General features: G+C 69.1%; 21 protein-coding genes. 12 read left to right on the top strand and 9 right to left on the bottom strand.

The annotated features are described in order from the left end of the window. Positions 1-1,387, bottom strand: a 1,387-nt coding sequence (locus NA8_RS18200) for an NAD(P)H-quinone dehydrogenase (RefSeq protein ID WP_063051581.1), incomplete at its 3' end; no start/stop codon positions are given. 174 nt (positions 1,388-1,561) lie between these two features. Here NA8_RS18200 and NA8_RS18195 point away from each other — a divergent pair. Continuing rightward, positions 1,562-2,035, top strand: a complete 474-nt coding sequence (locus tag NA8_RS18195) for a gamma-glutamylcyclotransferase family protein (RefSeq protein ID WP_063051589.1) — start codon at positions 1,562-1,564, stop codon at positions 2,033-2,035. A gap of 215 nt (positions 2,036-2,250) precedes the next feature. On the opposite strand, the gene NA8_RS18190 is transcribed toward NA8_RS18195, so the two are convergent. From NA8_RS18190 to NA8_RS18180, 3 genes are all read right to left on the bottom strand, one after another. Beyond that, on the bottom strand, positions 2,251-3,399 hold the full coding sequence (locus tag NA8_RS18190; protein ID WP_439957397.1) for a M20 family metallopeptidase: 1,149 nt from the start codon (positions 3,397-3,399) through the stop codon (positions 2,251-2,253). Positions 3,400-3,515: 116 nt separating this feature from the next. After that, positions 3,516-4,757 carry a M20 family metallopeptidase gene (locus NA8_RS18185; protein ID WP_084466899.1) on the bottom strand — a complete coding sequence of 414 codons (1,242 nt, stop codon included), beginning with the start codon at positions 4,755-4,757 and terminating at the stop codon, positions 3,516-3,518. Between the two features lie 227 nt (positions 4,758-4,984). Beyond that, positions 4,985-5,689 carry an enoyl-CoA hydratase-related protein gene (locus tag NA8_RS18180; protein ID WP_063051587.1) on the bottom strand — a complete coding sequence of 235 codons (705 nt, stop codon included), beginning with the start codon at positions 5,687-5,689 and terminating at the stop codon, positions 4,985-4,987. 177 nt (positions 5,690-5,866) lie between these two features. Here NA8_RS18180 and NA8_RS18175 point away from each other — a divergent pair, with 177 nt between their 5' ends. Together NA8_RS18175 and NA8_RS18170 are read left to right on the top strand one after the other, a co-directional pair. Continuing rightward, positions 5,867-6,646, top strand: a complete 780-nt coding sequence (locus NA8_RS18175; RefSeq protein ID WP_157106764.1) for a purine-nucleoside phosphorylase — start codon at positions 5,867-5,869, stop codon at positions 6,644-6,646. Beyond that, on the top strand, positions 6,647-8,143 hold the full coding sequence (locus NA8_RS18170; RefSeq protein ID WP_063051578.1) for a phospho-sugar mutase: 1,497 nt from the start codon (positions 6,647-6,649) through the stop codon (positions 8,141-8,143). 18 nt (positions 8,144-8,161) lie between these two features. Here NA8_RS18170 and upp read toward each other — a convergent pair whose 3' ends face one another. Then, complete coding sequence (upp, locus tag NA8_RS18165; RefSeq protein ID WP_063051577.1) at positions 8,162-8,785, bottom strand: uracil phosphoribosyltransferase; 624 nt, start codon at positions 8,783-8,785, stop codon at positions 8,162-8,164. Positions 8,786-8,915: 130 nt separating this feature from the next. Here upp and NA8_RS18160 point away from each other — a divergent pair, with 130 nt between their 5' ends. The 5 genes from NA8_RS18160 to NA8_RS18140 are packed head-to-tail and all read left to right on the top strand — an operon-like array spanning position 8,916 to position 12,336. Beyond that, positions 8,916-9,251 (top strand): hypothetical protein, encoded by a 336-nt coding sequence (locus NA8_RS18160; protein WP_439957396.1) that lies wholly within the window; start codon positions 8,916-8,918, stop codon positions 9,249-9,251. Positions 9,252-9,255: 4 nt separating this feature from the next. Then, positions 9,256-10,365 carry a C40 family peptidase gene (locus NA8_RS18155; RefSeq protein ID WP_063051576.1) on the top strand — a complete coding sequence of 370 codons (1,110 nt, stop codon included), beginning with the start codon at positions 9,256-9,258 and terminating at the stop codon, positions 10,363-10,365. Continuing rightward, on the top strand, positions 10,362-10,703 hold the full coding sequence (locus NA8_RS18150; protein WP_040865025.1) for a hypothetical protein: 342 nt from the start codon (positions 10,362-10,364) through the stop codon (positions 10,701-10,703). Before NA8_RS18155 ends, NA8_RS18150 begins: the two co-directional genes overlap by 4 nt. Continuing rightward, positions 10,700-11,047, top strand: a complete 348-nt coding sequence (locus NA8_RS18145; RefSeq protein ID WP_063051575.1) for a YbaB/EbfC family nucleoid-associated protein — start codon at positions 10,700-10,702, stop codon at positions 11,045-11,047. The genes NA8_RS18150 and NA8_RS18145 overlap by 4 nt, the downstream gene beginning before the upstream one ends. Positions 11,048-11,073: 26 nt before the next feature. Continuing rightward, on the top strand, positions 11,074-12,336 hold the full coding sequence (locus tag NA8_RS18140; protein WP_063051574.1) for a SatS C-terminal domain-containing protein: 1,263 nt from the start codon (positions 11,074-11,076) through the stop codon (positions 12,334-12,336). Here NA8_RS18140 and NA8_RS18135 read toward each other — a convergent pair whose 3' ends face one another. The 4 genes from NA8_RS18135 to NA8_RS18120 form a co-directional block, all read right to left on the bottom strand. After that, positions 12,337-12,993, bottom strand: a complete 657-nt coding sequence (locus NA8_RS18135; protein WP_063051573.1) for a hypothetical protein — start codon at positions 12,991-12,993, stop codon at positions 12,337-12,339. It lies immediately after the preceding gene. A gap of 84 nt (positions 12,994-13,077) precedes the next feature. Then, positions 13,078-14,175, bottom strand: a complete 1,098-nt coding sequence (locus tag NA8_RS18130) for an adenosine deaminase (RefSeq protein ID WP_063051572.1) — start codon at positions 14,173-14,175, stop codon at positions 13,078-13,080. A gap of 142 nt (positions 14,176-14,317) precedes the next feature. Further along, on the bottom strand, positions 14,318-15,607 hold the full coding sequence (locus tag NA8_RS18125; RefSeq protein WP_063051571.1) for a thymidine phosphorylase: 1,290 nt from the start codon (positions 15,605-15,607) through the stop codon (positions 14,318-14,320). Positions 15,608-15,707: 100 nt separating this feature from the next. Next, positions 15,708-16,109, bottom strand: a complete 402-nt coding sequence (locus NA8_RS18120) for a cytidine deaminase (protein WP_063051570.1) — start codon at positions 16,107-16,109, stop codon at positions 15,708-15,710. Positions 16,110-16,384: 275 nt separating this feature from the next. On the opposite strand from NA8_RS18120, the gene sdhC reads away from it, so the two are divergent. From sdhC to NA8_RS18100, 4 genes are all read left to right on the top strand, one after another. Next, on the top strand, positions 16,385-16,783 hold the full coding sequence (sdhC, locus tag NA8_RS18115; RefSeq protein ID WP_083863252.1) for a succinate dehydrogenase, cytochrome b556 subunit: 399 nt from the start codon (positions 16,385-16,387) through the stop codon (positions 16,781-16,783). Positions 16,784-16,865: 82 nt separating this feature from the next. Continuing rightward, complete coding sequence (locus NA8_RS18110) at positions 16,866-17,297, top strand: succinate dehydrogenase hydrophobic membrane anchor subunit (protein ID WP_063051569.1); 432 nt, start codon at positions 16,866-16,868, stop codon at positions 17,295-17,297. 16 nt (positions 17,298-17,313) lie between these two features. Continuing rightward, positions 17,314-19,113 carry a succinate dehydrogenase flavoprotein subunit gene (gene sdhA, locus NA8_RS18105; RefSeq protein WP_063051568.1) on the top strand — a complete coding sequence of 600 codons (1,800 nt, stop codon included), beginning with the start codon at positions 17,314-17,316 and terminating at the stop codon, positions 19,111-19,113. Further along, the gene (locus tag NA8_RS18100) at positions 19,113-19,886 is read left to right on the top strand and encodes a succinate dehydrogenase iron-sulfur subunit (protein WP_063025311.1); all 774 of its coding nucleotides are present in this window, start codon (positions 19,113-19,115) and stop codon (positions 19,884-19,886) included. The genes sdhA and NA8_RS18100 overlap by 1 nt, the downstream gene beginning before the upstream one ends. The last annotated feature ends 18 nt before the right edge of the window (positions 19,887-19,904 follow it).

Genomic DNA, 19,904 nt, shown 5'->3' with positions numbered 1-19,904 from the left:
GCCGCATCAGCAACCGCGCCGCCTCGGTCACCGAACCGGTGAGCGACGGGTACACCGAGAAGGTCTGGGCCAGGTCGTTGACCGTCAGATTGTTCTGCACCGCAAGGGCGATCGGCAGGATCAGCTCCGAGGCGATCGGCGCGACGACGACGCCGCCGATCACCACGCCGGTCGCGGGACGGCAGAAGATCTTGACGAAACCGCGTCGCAGACTCGACATCTTGGCGCGCGGGTTCGTGTTCAGCGGCAACATCACCGTGCGCGCGGGAACCTCACCGTTGTCGATCGCGGTCTGGCTGACGCCCACGGTCGCGATCTCCGGCCGGGTGAACACCGCGGAAGCGACGGTCTTCAGGCGAATCGGGCTGACGCCCTCGCCGAGCGCGTGGTACATCGCGATGCGTCCCTGCATCGCGGCCACCGAGGCCAGCGGCAGCAGGCCGGTGCAGTCGCCCGCGGCATAGATGCCGGGCACCGAGGTGCGTGACACGCGGTCCACCCGCAGGTAACCACCGCGGTCGAGTTCGATGCCGACCCGCTCCAGCCCGAGGCCTCCGGTGTTGGGCGTCGAACCGACGGTCATCAGCGCGTGCGAGCCGGAAACGGTGCGCCCGTCGGAAAGCTTCACCACGATGCCGTCGGCGGTGCGCTCCACCGCGTCCGCGCGCGCGTGCTTGACCAGTTCGACGCCGCGCTCGGCGAGCGCGTCCTCCAGCACCAGCGCGGCGTCGGCGTCCTCGCCGGGCAGCACGCGGTCACGGCTGGAGACCAGCTTCACCCGCACACCCATCTCGGTGTAGGCGGAGACGAACTCCGCGCCCGTCACACCGGAACCGACGACCACCAGGGTCTCCGGCAACTCCTCCAGGTCGTAGAGCTGACGCCAGTTGAGGATGCGCTCACCGTCCGGTTCCGCGCCCGGCAACACGCGCGGGCTCGCGCCGGTGGCGATCAGCACGACCTCGGCCTCGATGGTCTGCTGCGCGCCGTCGGCCAGCTTGGCCAGCACCCGGTGCGCGGCCAGGCCGCCGCCGCGTTCGATCAGCTCGCCGTAGCCTGCCAGCACCGTCACCCCGACGGTCTGCAGCTTCGAGCGGATGTCGGAGGATTGCGCGAGCGCAAGCGCCTTCACGCGCGCGTTCACCTCGGTCAGCTGCACCTGCGCCTGATTCGGGTCCAGGGTGATGCCGAGATCGCGAGCGCGGCGCAGGTCGGTGCGCACGCCGGTCGAGGCGATGAAGGTTTTCGAGGGGACACAGTCCCACAGCACGCACGCCCCGCCGATCCCGTCGGAATCGATCAGCGTCACCGACGCTCCGTGCTGGGCCGCCACCAGAGCCGCCTCATAGCCGGCCGGACCGCCACCGATGATCGCGATGCGGGTCATTGATACCTCCGCTCGTGCTTCGCGCCGGGATCTCCGGCACGGGGTAAACGTTATCCGGCAACCACCTCGCACTATCGACCGCGTTACCGCTGCGCAACGGGCCCCCGCCGCGCGCCGCGCCGCAGGTGCGGCAATCGAACGCGCTCTGTGAAGGTTATTGGCTACCCTTTGCTGGTGCCGATCTATGCCGCTTACGGGTCCAACATGGACTCGACGCAGATGCTCGAGCGCTGTCCGCACTCCCCCATGTCCGGGACGGGCTGGTTGGAGGGCTGGCGGCTGACCTTTGCCGGTGACGACATCGGCTGGGAAGGGCCTCTCGCGACGGTCGTCGAGGATCCCGGTTCCCGGGTATTCGTCGTGCTCTACGACGTGTCCCCAGAGGACGAACAGCGGTTGGACCGGTGGGAGGGCTCGGACTTCGGTATCCACAGGAAGATCCGCCTGCGCGTCACCCGCAACGCCGACGGCGGGGAGCCCACGCTGGCCTGGCTCTACGTGCTGGACGCCTACGAGGGCGGTCTGCCCTCGGCACGCTATATCGGCGTGATCGCCGACGCCGCCGAAAAAGCGGGCGCGCCAGAGGATTACGTGCACGCCCTACGCACCCGTAACAGCCGCAACGTCGGCCCGGGCAACTTCGGCTGACCCGCGTCACACCACAGCGCCTGCGGCATGGCCGTACCTTCCGGGTCGGCCATGCCGCCGTCGCACTCCCATTGGGTGCGAGGCCATCGAGCGCCGTTCACGGCCCGGCTCGCGTCCGAGTGGGCTAAGCGCATGCGCCGCAGGCGCGAGTCTCGCCCGCTCGGACGCGAGCCGCCAAGGGGCCGCGAACACCCCAGCGCCGCGGGCGCTGGAAATCAGACAGAGCCCGCGTCGAGCACGAGATTGCTCAGCACCCGGACGCCGACCGCGAGCGCCCGCTCATCGATGTCGAAGGTCGGCTGGTGCAGATCCAGCTGTTCGCCCTCGCCGGACCAGACACCCAGGCGCGCCATCGCGCCCGGCACCTTCTCCAGGTACCAGGAGAAGTCCTCGCCGCCGCCGGACTGCGGGGTGTCGGCCAGCGCGTCGGGGCCCAGCGCGCGGATCGCGTCCTCGAAGATGCGGGTGGAATGCTCGTCGTTGACCACGGGGGGCACGCCGCGCCGGTAGTTCAGCTGGTAACGCACGCCGGTCGGGGCGAGCAGGCCGTCGACGATCTCCCGCACCATCGGCTCCAACAACGACCAGGTGCCGTGATCTCCGGTGCGGATGGTGCCGGTGAGCATGCCGGTCTGGGGAATGGCGTTGGGCGCCTTCCCGGCGCTCACCGCGCCCCACACCATCACGGTGCTGGTGCGCGGATCGATGCGCCGGCTGAGCAGGCCGGGCAGGCCGGTGATGACCGAGCCGATCGCGTAGACCAGGTCGCTGGTCAGGTGCGGACGGGAGGTGTGGCCACCCGGCGAGTCGAGCACCAGCTCGATGGTGTCGGCGGCGGAGGTGATCGCGCCCACGCGGATGCCGATCCGGCCCACCTCGAGGCGCGGGTCGCAGTGCAGCGCGAAGATCCGCTCCACGCCCGTCATCGCGCCGGTGGCGACCACATCGATCGCGCCGCCCGGCATGATCTCCTCGGCGGGCTGGAAGACCAGCCGCACGCCGACCGGCAGTTCCGGCGCCTCGGCCAAGGCCAATGCCGTGCCGAGCAGGATGGTGGTGTGCGCGTCGTGGCCGCACGCGTGCGACACGCCCGGCACTGTGGAGGCGAAGGGCAGTCCGGTGAACTCCTGCAGCGGCAGCGCGTCCATGTCGGCGCGCAGGCCGATGCGCGGGCCGTCCGGTCCGATATCACAGATCAAGCCGGTGCCGCCGGGCAGAACCTGCGGCGTCAGACCCGCCTTGGTCAGCCACGCCGAGACGAACTCGGTGGTGCCGAACTCGGTACGGGACAGTTCCGGATTGGCGTGGATGTGCCTGCGCCACTGGACGAGATCGACCGTGTGGTCGGCCAGCCACGACTCCACCGCTTCCCGCCCGGATCCCACGGTCTCCGACGCCGCGGAGCTGCCGGGGCCCTCCGCGGCCACGCGGACGCCCGCTGCCGGGCCCGTCGCCTGCGCCGCCGAACGGCCGGTTGTGCTCACCGAATGTCCTCCTGTCGTTGAACTAGCCGTTGCAACAACCTGTCTCTATGGATGTCATCGCGGGCGACGGCGATTGCGGTACGCGCGAGCGCGAGCGCACCGTCGAGGACCGCACGATCCGCCGAGGCGTTGACGCTGGCCGCGGCGAAGCCTGGCTGATGTGTCACCGCACCACCGGCATCGATGCCGATGACCGGGTGAATGCCCGGAATGACGTTGGTGACGTTCCCCATATCGGTGCTGCCCAGCGGCCGCTGCGCCTCGAACTCCGGAGCGAGCGGCACGCGTCCCAATCCGGTGAGCTGCTCGCGATAGGCCAGCAGTAGTTCCGGATCCGGGGTCAGCTCGGTATAGGTCGGCGCGAGCGTCCGGATTTCGTGGGTGCAGCCGGTCGCGAGGGCGCCCGCCTCGAAGCAAGCCGACGCTCGTCGCGTCAGATCGTCGAGGGATGCGGAGTCGACTGCGCGTAGGTAATACAGCAGTTCCGCACGTCCGGGCACGATGTTGGGAGCTACGCCACCGTCGCCGACTATACCGTGCAGTTGCTGGCCAGGCAGGAGGTGCTGCCGTAGCAAACCTAGGGCGACCTGCGCGACGGTCACCGCGTCGCCCGCGTTGCGGCCCTGCTCCGGGGCCGCGCTGGCGTGCGCCTCACGTCCGCGGAAAACCACCGACACGTCGGCCAGAGCCAGCGACCGGGCGCCGACGATGTCGAGCGGACCCGGGTGCACCATCATCGCCATCGCGACGTCGTCGAACACTCCGCGCTCCAGCATGAGCACCTTGCCGCCGCCGCTCTCCTCGGCGGGTGTGCCCAACACCAGCACGGTGAGATCCAGCGCGTCGGCGATCTCGGCGAGACCCAGCGCCGCGCCCACGGCGGCCGCGGCGATGATGTTGTGCCCGCAGGCGTGCCCGATCTCGGGCAGCGCGTCGTACTCCGCGCAGAGACCGACGGTCAGCGACCCGCTGCCATAGCGCGCGCGGAAGGCCGTCGGCAGGTCGGCGACGCCGTTCTCGATCTCGAAGCCGCGGCCGGCCAGCGGTGCGATGGTCTTGGCGACGCTGCGGGTCTCCTCGAACGCCAGCTCGGGTTCGTCGTGAATCGAGTGCGAGAGCCCGATCAATTCGGCGGCCGCCGCCCGGATGGCGGCGTCACTGCGAGCGACAGCGTCGACCTCGCGCACGGCGTTGCCGTCGTGCTGCGCTTCTCGGCGCCCGCTGCGCGATGGTGGCATGCAACACAGTCTCGCACTGTGTTGGTTTTCCAGCGCCTTCGGCGCTGGGTGTTCGCGGCCTCTTTATGGCTCGCGAACGGCGCATGCTCGATCTCGCTTCGCTCGAAACCGGAAACCGCTACCCGATAGTTCGCCGCGTGGCAGCGGCGGATGGCCGGACGAGTGCCGCATCGGACCTCGGTCGAGCGTAGGGGCGGAGACGGGCCGGGCCGTCGGCGGACGGCGGGTCAGCTCGCCGCGAACGCCAGGTTTTCCGGAGTGGTCGCGACGGCGAGGCCGGCCAGGGCCTTCGCGTGCAGGGCGCGCTTGATCACGGGGAGGTTGGGCTTGCGGTTGCTCGCCAGTGCCGCGGCCCGCTCGATCGCGGTGGAGAGCAACTCGGCGGCGTCGGCCTTGGCATCCGCGATGCCCGCGGCGATCGCCTCGTCGGCCGGGTACCGGTGGCCGGTGGTCATCGCCTGCACGCAGACCTGGTTGGACAGCCGCTCGGTGAGCAGGGCGTTCATCCCGATCGTGAAGGGCATGCCCAGGTGCACCTCGGGCAGGCAGTAGAAGCCGCGATCGGCGCGCATCACCCGGAAATCGTGCGAGGTGGCCAGCATCGCGCCCGCTCCGAAGGCGTGGCCGTTGATCGCCGCGACGGTCGGCAGCGGGAAGGCGAGCAGGCGGGTGTAGAGCGAGTGCACGCGGTCGAGGTAACCGTGCATCTTGTCCAGATTGCCGAACAGCCAATCGGTGTCCAGACCGTTGCTGAAGAACTTCCCGGTCGCGGTGGTCACCAGCGCGGCAGGCCCCTCGGAGCTCTCGACCTCGTCCAGCAGCCCGTGGAAGGCGTCGATCCAGTCCGGGTGAAAACGGTTCTCGCTGTCCGTCTGTCCCTCGGCGCCGAGGTAGACGACGAACACTTCCCCGTGGCGTTCCAGATACGGCATGCCGTGCAGCGTATCGGGCACCGGCCGCTACCCCTACTCGCGGGTAAGGGTCGAGTCGAACACCCCCTCCCTGCCCCACCGCACCCCAACTCCCGGCGAAGCGAACGCGAGCCACCAAGGGGCCGCGAACACGCCGCGCGAAGGCGCGGCATATCGAACACAGCTATGGTGACGATCATGCTTGCCGAACAGGCCGCCGAGGCGATCGCCGAACGTACGGGAGTGTCACGCCACCGGGTCGCGGTGGTGCTGGGGTCCGGCTGGCAGGACGCGGCCGCGGAGATCGGGGCGCCGCGGGCGTCGGTGCCGATGCCGGAGCTGCCCGGTTTCGGAACGCCTACCGCGCAGGGTCATGTCGGCGTGCTCCATTCCGTTCGGGTGGACGACAACGACGTGCTGCTGCTGATGGGCCGCCAGCATCTCTACGAGGGGTATCGGCCCGCCGATGTGGTGCATCCGGTATCGGCGGCAGTCGCGGCGGGCGCGGAGATCGTGGTGCTGACCAATGCCGCGGGCGGTATCCGGGCCGGCCTGCGGGTCGGTGAGCCGGTGCTGATCAGCGACCATCTCAACTTGACCGGTCGCACACCGCTGGCAGGCGCGACTTTCGTCGACCTGGTCGACGCCTGGGATCCGCAGTTGCGGGCGCTGGCCAGGGAGATCGATCCGAGCCTGACCGAGGGGGTCTACGCGGGCCTCACCGGGCCGCAGTACGAAACGCCCGCCGAGATCCGGATGCTGCGCACGATCGGCGCGGATCTGGTCGGCATGTCCACGGTGCTGGAAGCCATCGCCTGCCGCGCGCTCGGTGCGCGGCTGCTCGGTATCTCGCTGGTCACCAACCTGGCCGCCGGAGTCACCGGCGCGCATCTGTCCCATGCCGAGGTGCTCGCCGAGGGCCATGCCGCGGCCGCGCGCCTCGGCAAACTGCTGCGCGGCGTGCTGGAACGGGTGTAGATGCTGCGCTTCGGCACGGCGGGCCTGCGCGGGCCGCTGCGCGAGGGCCCGGACGGCATGAACGTCACCACCGTGAGCAGGGCGACCGCGGGAATCGTGGCGTGGCTGCGCGACCGCTGTCTCGGCGGCGGCACGGTGATCGTCGGCCGCGACGCCAGGCACGGTTCCGCCGAGTTCGCCACGGCGACCGCGGAGATCTTCGCCGCGGCGGGCTTTCCGGTGACGTTGCTGCCGCGTCCGCTGCCCACACCGGTGGTCGCGTACGCGGTGCGTGACCTGGGCGCGGTCGCGGGCGTGCAGATCACCGCCTCGCACAACCCGGCCACCGATAACGGCTACAAGGTCTATCTCGACGGCGGGTCACAGCTGATCGCCCCGGCCGACGCCGAGATCGAGCGGTGTATCGAGGCCGTGGCCGAGCCGATCGACCGCGTGCCGGTCGTCCCCGCCGACGACGACGTGGTCCAGCGCTATATACACCGCGTTGCCGAAATACCCGCCCGGATCGGTGGATCGGGCGAGCGGGCCGGCATCCGGATCGCCCTCACTCCGCTGCACGGCGTCGGCGGTGACCTCGCCGTCGAAGCGCTGCGCGCGGCGGGTTTTCCCGACGTCAACGTCGTCGAAGAGCAGTTCGCACCGGACCCCGACTTCCCGACCGTCGCGTTCCCGAACCCGGAGGAACCCGGCGCGGCCGACCTGCTGCTCGCGACGGCGGCCCGGGTCGGCGCCGACGTGGCGATCGCACTGGACCCCGACGCGGATCGGTGCGCGGTGGGCGTCCCACGGCCGGACGGTGCCTGGCGGATGCTGCGCGGCGACGAGACCGGCGTGCTCCTCGGTGACTGTGTGCTGCGCACCGCCCCGGACGATGCGCTGGTGGCGACGACGATCGTGTCATCACGTCTGCTGTCGAAGCTGGCTCCCGCGCGCGGTGGACGCTACGCGGAAACGCTCACCGGATTCAAGTGGCTGGCCCGCGCGGGCGACGGCTTGGTCTACGCCTACGAGGAGGCGATCGGCCACTGCGTCGACCCGGCGGCGGTCCGCGACAAGGACGGCATTTCCGCCGCCGTCCTGGTGGCCGACCTGGTGGCCCGGTTGAAGGCCGCGGGTCGCGACCTGAACGACGAACTCGACGACTACGCGGTCGAATTCGGCCTGCACGCAGGCGACCAGGTGTCGCTGCGGCTCGGCTCGGCCACCGACGCGGCCGCCGTGGTCGAGCGATTGCGGGCCGACCCGCCGCGCGAGATCGCGGGCGAGCCGGTCGAATACACCGATCTGCTTCGGGTCCGGGGCCGGATGCGGACCGATGCGCTGATCTTCGAGGGTGTTTCGTCCCGCGTGGTCGTCCGCCCTTCCGGTACCGAGCCGAAGCTCAAGTGCTACCTGGAGGTGGTCGAACCGGTGGGCTCGCGCGCCGGTCTTCCGGCCGCGCGAGCCGCTGCCCGCGAACGCCTTTCGGCATTGCGCGACTTCTGCCGGACCTTCTGACCGCGGCCCGGCGGAGGTTCAGCGCGGGCCGAATTGCCTGTCGCCCGCGTCGCCGAGACCGGGCACGATGTAGGCGTTCTCATTCAGTCCGGAGTCCACGACGGCGGTCACCAGCCGCACCGGCAGACCCGAGTCCTCTAGTGTCGCAACGCCTTCCGGTGCTGCGACGACGCACACGGCGGTGATGTCGGTGGCGCCGCGTGCCGCGAGCAACTGCAAGGTGTGCCGCATCGAACCGCCCGTGGCCAGCATCGGGTCCAGCACGAAGACCGGCAGACCGGCGAGATCGGCGGGCAACGACTCCATATAGGGCACCGGCAGGTGGGTGTCCTCGTCGCGAGCGAGACCGACGAACCCGATTCTGGCGTCCGGGATCAGCTCGGCGGCCGCGTCGATCATGCCGAGCCCGGCGCGCAATACCGGAACCAGCAGCGGCGGACGGGCCAGCCGGATGCCTTCGGTGGGAGCGACCGGCGTGGTGATCTCGAAGCGCTCGACCTCCGCGTCGCGCAGCGCCTCGTAGATCAGGATGCCGGTCAGATCACGCAGTGCGGCACGGAAAGCCGGATTGGGTGTTCGCTCGTCCCGCATCGTGGTGAGCAGGGCGGCGACGAGTGGATGGTCCACGGTGAGGGTGCGCATGAGGGAACGATAAAGTCGGTCACGGGTGCGCCGTCGGATGCCACCGGACTTTTTTTCCGAAGCGGCGGAACCGAACCGGAACAGCGCGCGTCGAACCAAGTGGATGACGTACTCTGCCTGGGAACAACAGATGGGGGAAGCTCTGATGCGGAAGATGTCGGCGGACACCGAAGGCATTGCGGCCTACGGCGCGACCGCTCACGTCATGGCGGGTGAGATGGCGGCGGCCGGGGTGAGCGCCGCGGCGGCGGAGCCCGCGCTGCTGGGCCCGATCATGGGATTGATCGGCGGTGACTTCATGGCGGCCTACGCCGCGGCGCACGCCGGGCACGTCGCCGCGATCGGCCAGCTGTCGGCGGTGCTGACCAGCATGGGTGGCGCCGCCACCGGCGCGGCGGCCGTCCTCACCGAGACCGACGCCGTGCACGCGAGCGCGCTGCGGAACGCGGCCACCGAGGTGGAGTGAGCCTGTGATCGATGTCAACGCACTGGCGCAACCGATCCTGGATCTGCTCGCCAGCTTCGGCAGCGGCGTGCTGCCCGCCGGCGGTCCCACCGACGCGCTGCGTAGCACCTCGTCCGTGGTCGACCAGATCCACCAGATGGGCCGCGACAGCATCAACGGGATGAACGCCGCCTGGGACGGCCGCGCGGCCGACGCGGCCACCGCCAAGGCGCTGCGCGTGCAGACCTCCGCGGCCACCATCTCCGATCGTGGCAACGAGATGGCGACGGTCGTGAACCAGGCCGCGGGTGAGGTCGAGACGGGCCAGAAGGATCTCACCGACATCGCGCAGTCCTTCGTGAACACCGCGGCGAGCATGGGGCCGGTCCTGGCGACGCCGGAAGGTCTGACCGTGCTCGTCGGCTCCGCCATCGACCATCTCAACCAGGCCCTCAACGTCGTCGGCCGGGTCCAGAACGAATTGCAGACGCACACCGCGTCGATGAACGACCTCACCCCGCCGCCGACCACCCCGTCATTGGCCGGTGTCCCCGCCGCCGGCGTGCAGCAAGCGGCGTCCGCCGCGTCCGGCGTGCTCAACGGTGCGGGCTCGCTGCTGAGCACCGCGATGGCCACGCCGCTGCAGTCGCAGTCCTCACGCAGTTCCCGTGGCACGCCCGGCACGACGGGTACCCCCAAACCCGACACCGGTTCGTCGGGCACGCCCGACGACGGCAAGGGCGTGAAGATCACGCTGCCCGACGGCAGTGTGGTGGAGGCGCCCAACGAGCAGGCCGCCACGGCGGTCCGGTCGGCGATCGGCGCGGTGGGCACGCCCTACGTCTGGGGCGGCAACAGCCCGGGCGCGGGATTGGATTGCAGCGGGCTCACCAAGTACGCCTACGGCGAGGCGGGCGTCGACCTGCCCCGGCTCGCGTGCGACCAGGGCAACGGGGCCACACCGGTGTCGGCCGGTGATCTGATGCCCGGCGACCTCGCTATCTGGGACGGCCACGTGGCCATGGTGATCGGGAACGGCCAGTTGGTCGAGGCGGGTGACCCGGTCCAGATCAGCTCGATTCGAACGGAGAACTCAGGCATGGACTTCTACGGTTTCTACAGGCCGACGGCATGACCCGACCCCCAGTCCCCAACGTCACGGTGGCGGCCAGCAGCAACCGGTCCGGCACCATCTCGGTGCGCGCGACCGATCAGGGCATGCCGGTCGAGATCAAGTTCGAGCGCAGCGAATACCGCTACGGCGCTCAGTCGCTCGCCAACGAGATTCTGCGGCTCACCCAGCGTTCCGCCATCGCGGCGCGGGCGCGGCGGCGCGAACTGCTCGCCGAGTCGGGCATGCCCTCGGACATCCTCGACCGGCTGGGTCTGCCCACCCGCCAGCAGGCGGTGGACGAGCTGGACCGGATCGACGACGCGGACACGGGACCGACGACCTGGATGAGGCCGGTATGAGTGCGGAAATGGACGCTCTTGTCGCGGCGGCCACCCAGAAACTGGAGGCGCTGGAAGCCGCGCTGTACGGGTTGAAGCAGGTGCGCGGGCGGTGGACCTCCGAGGATGGCGCGGTGAGCGTCGAGGTGAACAGCGACGGCGCGCTGGTCGGCCTGAGCTTGGCGGAATCGGTCACATCGCTGCCGCCGGCCGAGGTCGGGCAGTTGATCGTCTGGGCCTGCAGGCAGGCCGCCGAGGACGCCGGAGCGCAGCGATCCAAGGTCGTTGCGACACTGAACGAGTCGTTCGTCCCCGCCGGGCAGCCGCCCGCGGACACGAATGGGGGCGGGCCGGATAGTGCCTGACGCGGAAGGTCGATAGGCTTCCGCACATGGCTTCTGGAGACATCGTCCCGATCGAGCTCGGCCTGACCGACGGCGATCTCGTCACCCTGTGGGCACCGCGTTGGCGAGACGGTGACGACGAGTGGGAGGCGTTCCTCGGTCACGAGGACGCCCTCTACGGTTTCGAGTCCGTGGCGGAGCTTGCCGCATTCATCCGCACCAACGCCGACAACGACCTCGTGGACCATCCGGCCTGGAAGGTCGTCGCGGGTCTGTCGGCGGTCGAACTGGAGCCGGAGGAGAACTTCACCTTCGATCTGGTCGCGGTGCCGGAGCTGGCGGCGGGCGAACCCGACGTCGATACCGTCGCCGAGCTGGAGGACACCCTCGGCATGGTGCGCAACATCGGCGAGGTGTGCGAACTCGAGACGGTCACCAAATTCTTCGGTTCCCATCCGGTGCTGGGCGCGCTGCCCGGCGGCGTGAGCGCGTTCGTCGGTCGCGACGGCGAGGAGCTGTGGGACCAGATCGGCGCCGCGATCGCCAAGGGTTGGGACGACGTCCTGGACGCCATCGACTCCGTCGTGCAGACGCCCGAGGTCGACGCCGAGGCGGTCGCGGTCGCCGAGGCCGAACTGCTGGCCGCCGAGGAGAACGTGGTCGATGCCGACGACGCCGCCGACAGCGACGAGGAGGAGTTCGAGCCCGTCGACCTCGACGCGGAAGAGGACGACGAGGAAGACGAGGACGAAGGCGAGGACGAATCGTTCTGGCACGAGGTCGGCATCGACCCGGTCAAGATCGTCACGTCCGAAGGCAGCGTCTTCACCCTGCGCTGCTACCTCGACGACGAGCCGATCTTCCTCGGTTCCAGGGGCTCGATCACGGTGTTCTCCTCCGAGCGCGCGCTGGCCCGCTACCTCGCCGACGACCACGAGCACGACTTGGCTCGCGTGAGCACCTTCGCCGACGTGCAGACCGCGGCGGTGGACGGCTCACTGGAGGTCGAGGTGACCGACGAGAACGTCTACGTGCTGCCCGGCTTGGCCGAGGACTTGGCCGAAGGCCCCGAGGCGGTCGACATCGAACAGCTCGATCTGGCGGTAGAGCTGTTCACCGACGCCGCCGACTACGCCGACGACGACACGGTGGAGCAAGCCCTGGCCCAGTCCACCCCGCTCGGCTGGTACGTCTCCTACCTGCTGAACCCCGACCCCACCCGGTTGGCGCCCAACCCGCCGTTCACCGCGGAGGCCCAGGCCTGGCGCGAACTGGAACGCAACCTGGAGTCCCGGCTCGACAAGCAGTAACTAGGGCAGCCGGATCCAGACCTGCTCGGCCTGTCCGAGCAGGCGTTCGTCGGCGCCGTAGACCGCGGTCGAGGCCCAGCATTTGCGTCCCTGCTCGCGGTGGAATTCGCCCACGACGACGCAGCGCTCATCGACTTGGGGGATGTCGTGCACGGTGGCGGTCATCGAGCCGAGCAGAGCGGGACGTTCGAGCATGCCGGGTAGCGACCAACCGCCGGGGCAGTCCATCGCGGCCCACAGCAGCGGCGGCCGCAGCGGCACGGTGTCGTCGGGTACCCATGGCGCGGCCACTCGGTGCTCGTCGACGCGGCCGGGTTCGATGCGCAGCCCGTCCGCCCGGCTACTGCCGCAGACGAAGCAGGACGCGAAGATCTCGATGCTGGTGTAGCTGCGCGATGCCTCGGTCGCGTCGGCGAAGGGGATACGGCTCGGAGCATCGCGTTCGATTTCGCCGCCCTTGGACTCGGCGATCAGCGTGTCACCGTCGTAGAGCCGTTCGGCCCGCACGTCGAGGGGCGTCTCCAGCGGCGGTGGGCTGCGCAGGATGACGGTGACCGTCTGCTCGTCGCGCTGGGCGGCGAGCAGACCGGCCACGTAGCCACCGTTGCCGGAGTCGGGTGGTCCGTTGAACCGGCGGGATATGCGCAGGGTCGCCATGTCGCCACGCTAGCGAACCGGTAGCCGGGCGTGCGTCGAATCTCGTAGCCGACTCGGTCTCGTGCCCGTGGGACGCGTGCCGCCCTAGCCGATGAGCACCGCGTATCCGGGCTTGATGATGTCGTCGATGATCCGCAGCCGCTCCGGGAACGGGATGAACGCCGACTTCATGGCGTTGATGGTGAATCGTTCCAGGTCACTCCAGCCGTAGCCGAACGTCTCGACCAGCTTGAACATCTCCTGACTCATGCTGGTGTCGCTCATCAGCCGGTTGTCGGTGTTCACCGTGACGCGGAAGCGCAGGCGGGCCAGCAGGTCGAACGGGTGCTTCTCCAGCGAGGGCACGGCGCCGGTCTGCACGTTCGACGACGGACACAGCTCCAGCGGGATGCGCATGTCCCGGACGTAGTTGGCGACCAGCCCCAGCTGCGCGTCCTCGACCGCGCCTGGCACGCTGATGTCGTCGGTGATCCGCACGCCGTGGCCGAGCCGGTCGCAGCCGCAGAACGCGAGCGCCTCGTGAATCGATGGCAGGCCGAAAGCCTCGCCCGCGTGGATGGTGAAGTGCGCACTGTTGGCGCGCATGTACTCGAACGCGTCGAGGTGCCTGCTGGGCGGGTAACCGGCTTCCGCGCCCGCGATGTCGAAGCCGCCCACTCCCCGATCGCGGAAGCGCACCGTCAGTTCCGCGATCTCCCGCGAGCGCGCCGCGTGCCGCATCGCGGTGAGCAGGCAGGTCACCACGATCGGATGTCCGCGCTGCGCGGCAGCCGCCGAGCCTTCACGGAATCCGGCCAGCGTGTGCTCGACCACCTCGTCCAGCGTCAGCCCGCGCTCCAAGTGCTGTTCGGGGGCGAAGCGCACCTCCGCGTAGACGACGCCGTCGGCGGCGAGATCCTCTGCGCATTCGCGGGCGACCCGGCGCAGCCCCTCCGGGGTCTGCATCACGGCGACGGTGTGCACGAAGGTCTCCAGGTAGCGTTCCAGCGATCCGCTGTCGGCCGCGTCGCGGAACCATGCCGCCAGGGACGCCTCGTCGGTGGCGGGTAGGTCGTCGTAGCCGCTGTGCGCGGCGAGTTCGAGCACCGTCGCGGGCCGCAAGCCACCGTCGAGGTGATCGTGCAGCAGCGCTTTCGGCGCTTGGCGGATCGAGGCGAGAGTCAGAGGCATCGGTCCAGTCATGTATCGACGGTAGCCGCAGCGCGCTGAAACGGCAGCCGAGTCCGGCCGTGGCAACCATCTCGTTGCCCGCCGGATGCGGGCAGGCCCACAACCGGACACCGCTCGGTCCGGCGCGCCCATCCGCCGGGTTACTGCTGACAGTTCAGGACACGATTCGGTCGAGGATCAGCGCGGCCGGACCGGGTGCGGCAGTGGTTTCGATGGTGACCGCGTCGCGCAGGGCTGCCATGGCGCCGGTGAAGGCCTCCGGGGTGTCGGTGTGCAGGGTGAGCAGCGGCTGCCCCGCGCTGACGGTATCGCCCGGTTTGGCGTGCATCTCGATGCCCGCGCCGGACTGCACCGGATCGCCCTGACGTGCCCGGCCCGCGCCGAGGCGCCAGGCGGCGATACCGACGCTCAGCGCGTCGAGCCGGGTCAGCGTGCCGTCGGCGTCGGCGCGCACGGTCTCGGTGTGCTTCGCGGTGGGCAGCGGCGCGTCCGGGTCGCCACCTTGGGCGCGGATCATCGCGCGCCAGTGATCCATCGCCCGGCCGTCGGCCAGCGCATCGGCGGGGTCGGCATCGAGCCCGGCCAGCGCGACCATCTCGCGAGCCAAGGCGATGGTCAGCTCGACGACGTCTTCGGGACCGCCGCCCGCCAGCACCTCCACCGATTCCGCGACTTCCAGGGCATTGCCCGCGGTACGGCCGAGCGGGGTGTCCATGGCGGTGAGCAGCGCGACCGTCCGGACGCCAGCGTCGGCGCCGAGTTCGACCATCGCGGTCGCCAGCTCGCGCGCCCCGTCGAGTGTCTTCAGGAACGCTCCGGAGCCGACCTTGACGTCGAGCAGCAGCGCCGCGGTGCCCTCGGCGATCTTCTTGCTCATGATCGAGCTGGCGATCAGTGGGATCGACTCGACCGTGCCGGTGACGTCGCGCAGGGCGTAGAGCCGCCGGTCCGCGGGCGCGAGGTCGGCGCCGGCCGCGCAGATCACCGCCCCGACTGCCGGGTCGGCCAGCAGGTCACGCATCCGCGACGCCGGCACGTCCGCCTGCCAGCCGGGGATGGACTCCAGCTTGTCCAGCGTGCCGCCGGTGTGACCGAGGCCGCGCCCGGACAACTGCGGCACCGCGGCGCCGCACGCGGCGACCAGCGGCGCCAGCGGCAGCGTGATCTTGTCGCCGACGCCTCCGGTCGAGTGCTTGTCCACGGTGGGGCGCGGCAGGCCGGTGAGATTCATGCGCCGCCCTGAGGCGATCATGGCGGCGGTCCACCGCGCCGTCTCGCGCCGGGTCATCCCGCGCCAGACGATCGCCATGGCCAGCGCGGACATCTGCTCGTCGGCCACCGCGCCGCGGGTGAACCCGTCGACCACCCAGTCGATCTGCGCGTCCGACAGCTCGCCGCCGTCCCGCTTGGTGGTGATGATCGAAACCGCGTCCAGTGCCGTCACGGTCGCCAGTCTGGCACGAGGCGACGTACACCCGGGTTCTCGCCGATGGGAGATGGAAGCGTGGGCACTCCCGCGTTCGCGTTCGCCGCGAGGGACGCCGCTACCTTCGCCCGGTGTCCAGATCGTCGGGCCCGAACGCGTCCGGTAGCAGCGCGCGCAACGGCACCGCACCGGCCTTGTGATCGACCAGGAGATCGGCCCCGCCGTGCTCGTAGAGCAATTGGCGACAGCGACCGCAGGGCATCAGGATTTCGCCCCGCGAATCGGTCACCGAGACGGCCACCAGACGCCCCCCGCCGCCCGAAATCAAGTTACCGATGAGTACACATTCGGCACACAGGCCCAATCCATATGAGACATTCTCCACATTGCAACCGCTCACCATGCGGCCATCGGCGCTGAGAGCCGCGGCGCCGACCGGAAACCGCGAGTACGGCGCATAGGCGTTCCGCATAACTCGAAATGCGTTGTCACGCAGCTGTTTCCAGTCGATCTCCGGCATGGGGCACCCCTCTCGGACCGGCCCGATCGCGGCCGCGCAAGGGCCACGACGGAACCCCGCATACATCAAGAAAGGTAAGCCTAACCCGATCGACTGTCGCGCAACGCACGGTACGCCGAATTAGTTCCGGGATTGCTGGAGGATTAGAGTCCAGAACAGATCGGTTCAGGTTCCTGCGACGGGCCGGAGTACAGCCACCTGGGCATTCGCCCGCCACGCCGTCGGCGTCGGACCTGCGACCGGGTCCATCAACGACGTTGGAGGCACCGCACTCTATGACCACGATTGAAGCTCCGGCCCAGCCGAAGCGGAAGACGCTGTACCGAGGCGACCCCGGAATGTGGTCGTGGGCGCTGCACCGGATCACCGGGGTCACCATCTTCTTCTTCCTCTTCGTTCATGTACTGGACACCGCCCTGGTGCGCGTGAGCCCGGACACCTACAACGAAGCGATCGAGACCTACAAGACGCCCATCGTGGCGTTGATGGAGATGGGCCTGGTCGTCGTCGTCCTGTTCCACGCGCTCAACGGCGTCCGCGTGATCCTGGTGGACTTCTGGTCCAAGGGCCCGAAGTACCAGCGCCTGATGCTCTGGATCATCCTCGCGATCTGGTTCCTGCTGGCCGTTCCGGCGATCGGGCGCCAGTTCTTCTACCTGTTCACGGAGCACTGACAATGAGCGAGCGAAGCGAGCGCCCAATGAACACAGCCGCCAGTGCGGTCATGCCGGAACCGAGCGCCAGCGAGGTGGAGGCATGAGCGCACCTGTCATCGGTAAGTCTTATGACCGTCCGGCCAGCCTGGATCTGCCACGCTCGCCGCGCGCACGCTCGAACAACAACTTCGAGAAGTACGCCTGGCTGTTCATGCGGTTCTCCGGCCTGCTGCTGATCGTGCTGGTGCTCGGGCACATGGCGATCATGCTGCTGCTCGACGGCGGCGTGAAGCGGCTCAATTTCGCCTTCGTCGCCGGTCGCTGGTCCAGCCCGTTCTGGCAGTTCTGGGACCTGACCATGCTGTGGCTGGCACAGTTGCACGGCGGCAACGGCCTGCGCACCGTCATCGACGACTACTCCCGCAAGGACTCGACCCGGTTCTGGCTGAAGTCCCTGCTGGCCATCTCGATGATCCTGATCATGGGCGTGGGCACCTACGTCATCTTCACCTTCGACCCCAACATCAGTTAGGAACAGGCCCCCTCGCATGAGTGAGCGCAGCGAACGAACCATTGGGACTGGTGAAACTCGTCCTGTCCAGGAGCACCGCTACGACGTCGTCATCGTCGGCGCGGGCGGCGCGGGCATGCGCGCCGCGATCGAGGCCGGCCCGCGTGCTCGGACGGCGGTGCTGACCAAGCTGTACCCGACCCGCAGCCACACCGGCGCGGCCCAGGGCGGCATGTGCGCCGCGCTGGCCAACGTCGAAGAGGACAACTGGGAATGGCACACCTTCGACACCGTCAAGGGTGGTGACTACCTGGTCGACCAGGACGCCGCGGAGATCATGGCCAAAGAGGCCATCGACGCGGTGCTCGACCTGGAGAAGATGGGCCTGCCGTTCAACCGGACGCCCGAGGGCAAGATCGACCAGCGGCGCTTCGGCGGGCACACCCGCGACCACGGCAAGGCCCCGGTCCGCCGCGCGTGCTACGCCGCCGACCGCACCGGTCACATGATCCTGCAGACGCTGTACCAGAACTGCGTCAAGCACGACGTGGAGTTCTTCAACGAGTTCTACGTGCTGGACCTGGTGCTGACCGACAGCGACCGGGGCCCGGTCGCGACCGGTGTGGTCGCCTACGAGCTGGCCACCGGCGAACTGCACGTGTTCCACGCCAAGTCGATCGTGTTCGCCACCGGCGGCTCGGGCCGGATGTACAAGACCACCTCCAACGCGCACACCCTGACCGGCGACGGCATGGCGATCGTGTTCCGCAAGGGCCTGCCGCTGGAGGACATGGAGTTCCATCAGTTCCACCCGACAGGTCTGGCCGGGCTCGGCATCCTGATCTCCGAGGCCGTCCGCGGCGAGGGCGGCATCCTGCGCAATGCCGACGGCGAGCGGTTCATGGAGCGCTACGCCCCCACCATCAAGGACCTCGCGCCGCGCGACATCGTCGCCCGCTCGATGGTGTTGGAGGTGCTGGAGGGCCGCGGCGCGGGACCGAACAAGGACTACGTCTACATCGACGTGACCCACCTCGGCGAGGACGTGCTCGAGGAGAAGCTGCCCGACATCACCGAGTTCTCCCGCACCTACCTGGGTGTGGACCCGGTGAAGGAACTGGTGCCGGTGTTCCCGACCTGTCACTACGTGATGGGCGGTATCCCGACCCGCATCCGCGGCGAGGTGCTGCGCAACAACAGCGACGTCGTCCCCGGCCTCTACGCGGCGGGTGAGTGCGCGTGCGTCTCGGTGCACGGCGCCAACCGGCTCGGCACCAACTCGCTGCTGGACATCAACGTGTTCGGCCGTCGCGCGGGCATCGCAGCCGCGGAGTACGCGCAGCGCAGCGAGTTCGTCGAGATGCCGGAGAACCCGGCGCAGATGGTGCAGGACTGGCTGGCCCAGCTGCTCAGCGAGCACGGCGACGAGCGGGTCGCCGACATCCGCACCGAGCTGCAGCGGTCGATGGACAACAACGCCTCGGTGTTCCGCACCGAGGACACGCTCAAGCAGGCGCTCACCGACATCCACGCGCTCAAAGAGCGCTACGCGCGCATCAGCGTGCAGGACAAGGGCAAGCGCTACAACAGCGACCTGCTCGAGGCCGTCGAGCTCGGCTTCCTGCTCGAGCTGGCCGAGGTCACCGTGGTCGGCGCGCTCAACCGGAAGGAATCGCGCGGTGGCCACGCTCGCGAGGACTACCCGGATCGCGACGACGTGAACTTCATGCGTCACACGATGGCCTACAAGGAGGGCTCGGATCTCCTGTCGGACATCCGCCTGGACTTCAAGCCGGTGGTGCAGACCCGTTACGAGCCGATGGAGCGTAAGTACTGATGACTGCTGTTGCCGAAGCACCCTCTTCGCAGAAGCCCGCTCCGGTCCCCGAGGGCTCGGTGATGATCACCGTCAAGGTGGCTCGGTTCAACCCGGAGGACGACAAGGGCGCGCACTGGGAGTCCTTCCAGGTGCCGGTCCTGCCGACCGACCGCTTCCTGAACGTGCTGATCTACATCAAGTCCTACCTGGACGGCACGCTCACGTTCCGGCGTTCCTGCGCGCACGGCGTCTGTGGTTCGGATGCCATGCGAATCAACGGCGTCAACCGGCTGGCCTGCAAGGTGCTGATGAAGGACATGCTGCCCAAAGGCGGCAAGTCGATCACCGTCACCGTCGAGCCGATCCGCGGCCTGCCCGTGGAGAAGGACCTCGTGGTGAACATGGAGCCGTTCTTCGACGCGTTCCGCGCCGTGAAGCCCTACCTGATGACCTCGGGTAACGAGCCCACCCGCGAACGCATCCAGAGCCAGGCCGACCGCGCCCGGTTCGACGACACCACCAAGTGCATCCTGTGCGCCTGCTGCACCACCTCCTGCCCCGTGTACTGGAGCGACGGCAGCTACTTCGGCCCGGCCGCGATCGTGAACGCCCACCGCTTCATCTTCGACAGCCGCGACGAAGGCGCCCGCGAACGCCTCGACATCCTCAACGACGTCGAAGGCGTCTGGCGCTGCCGCACCACCTTCAACTGCACCGACGCCTGCCCCCGCGGCATCGAGGTCACCAAGGCCATCCAAGAAGTCAAACGAGCCTTGCTCTTCACCCGCTGACCCCAGGCACCGAACGAC

It is taken from the genome of Nocardia arthritidis NBRC 100137, assembly GCF_001612765.1.
Lineage (GTDB): Bacteria > Actinomycetota > Actinomycetes > Mycobacteriales > Mycobacteriaceae > Nocardia > Nocardia arthritidis.
This window is presented reverse-complemented; position numbering and strand designations above follow the sequence as displayed.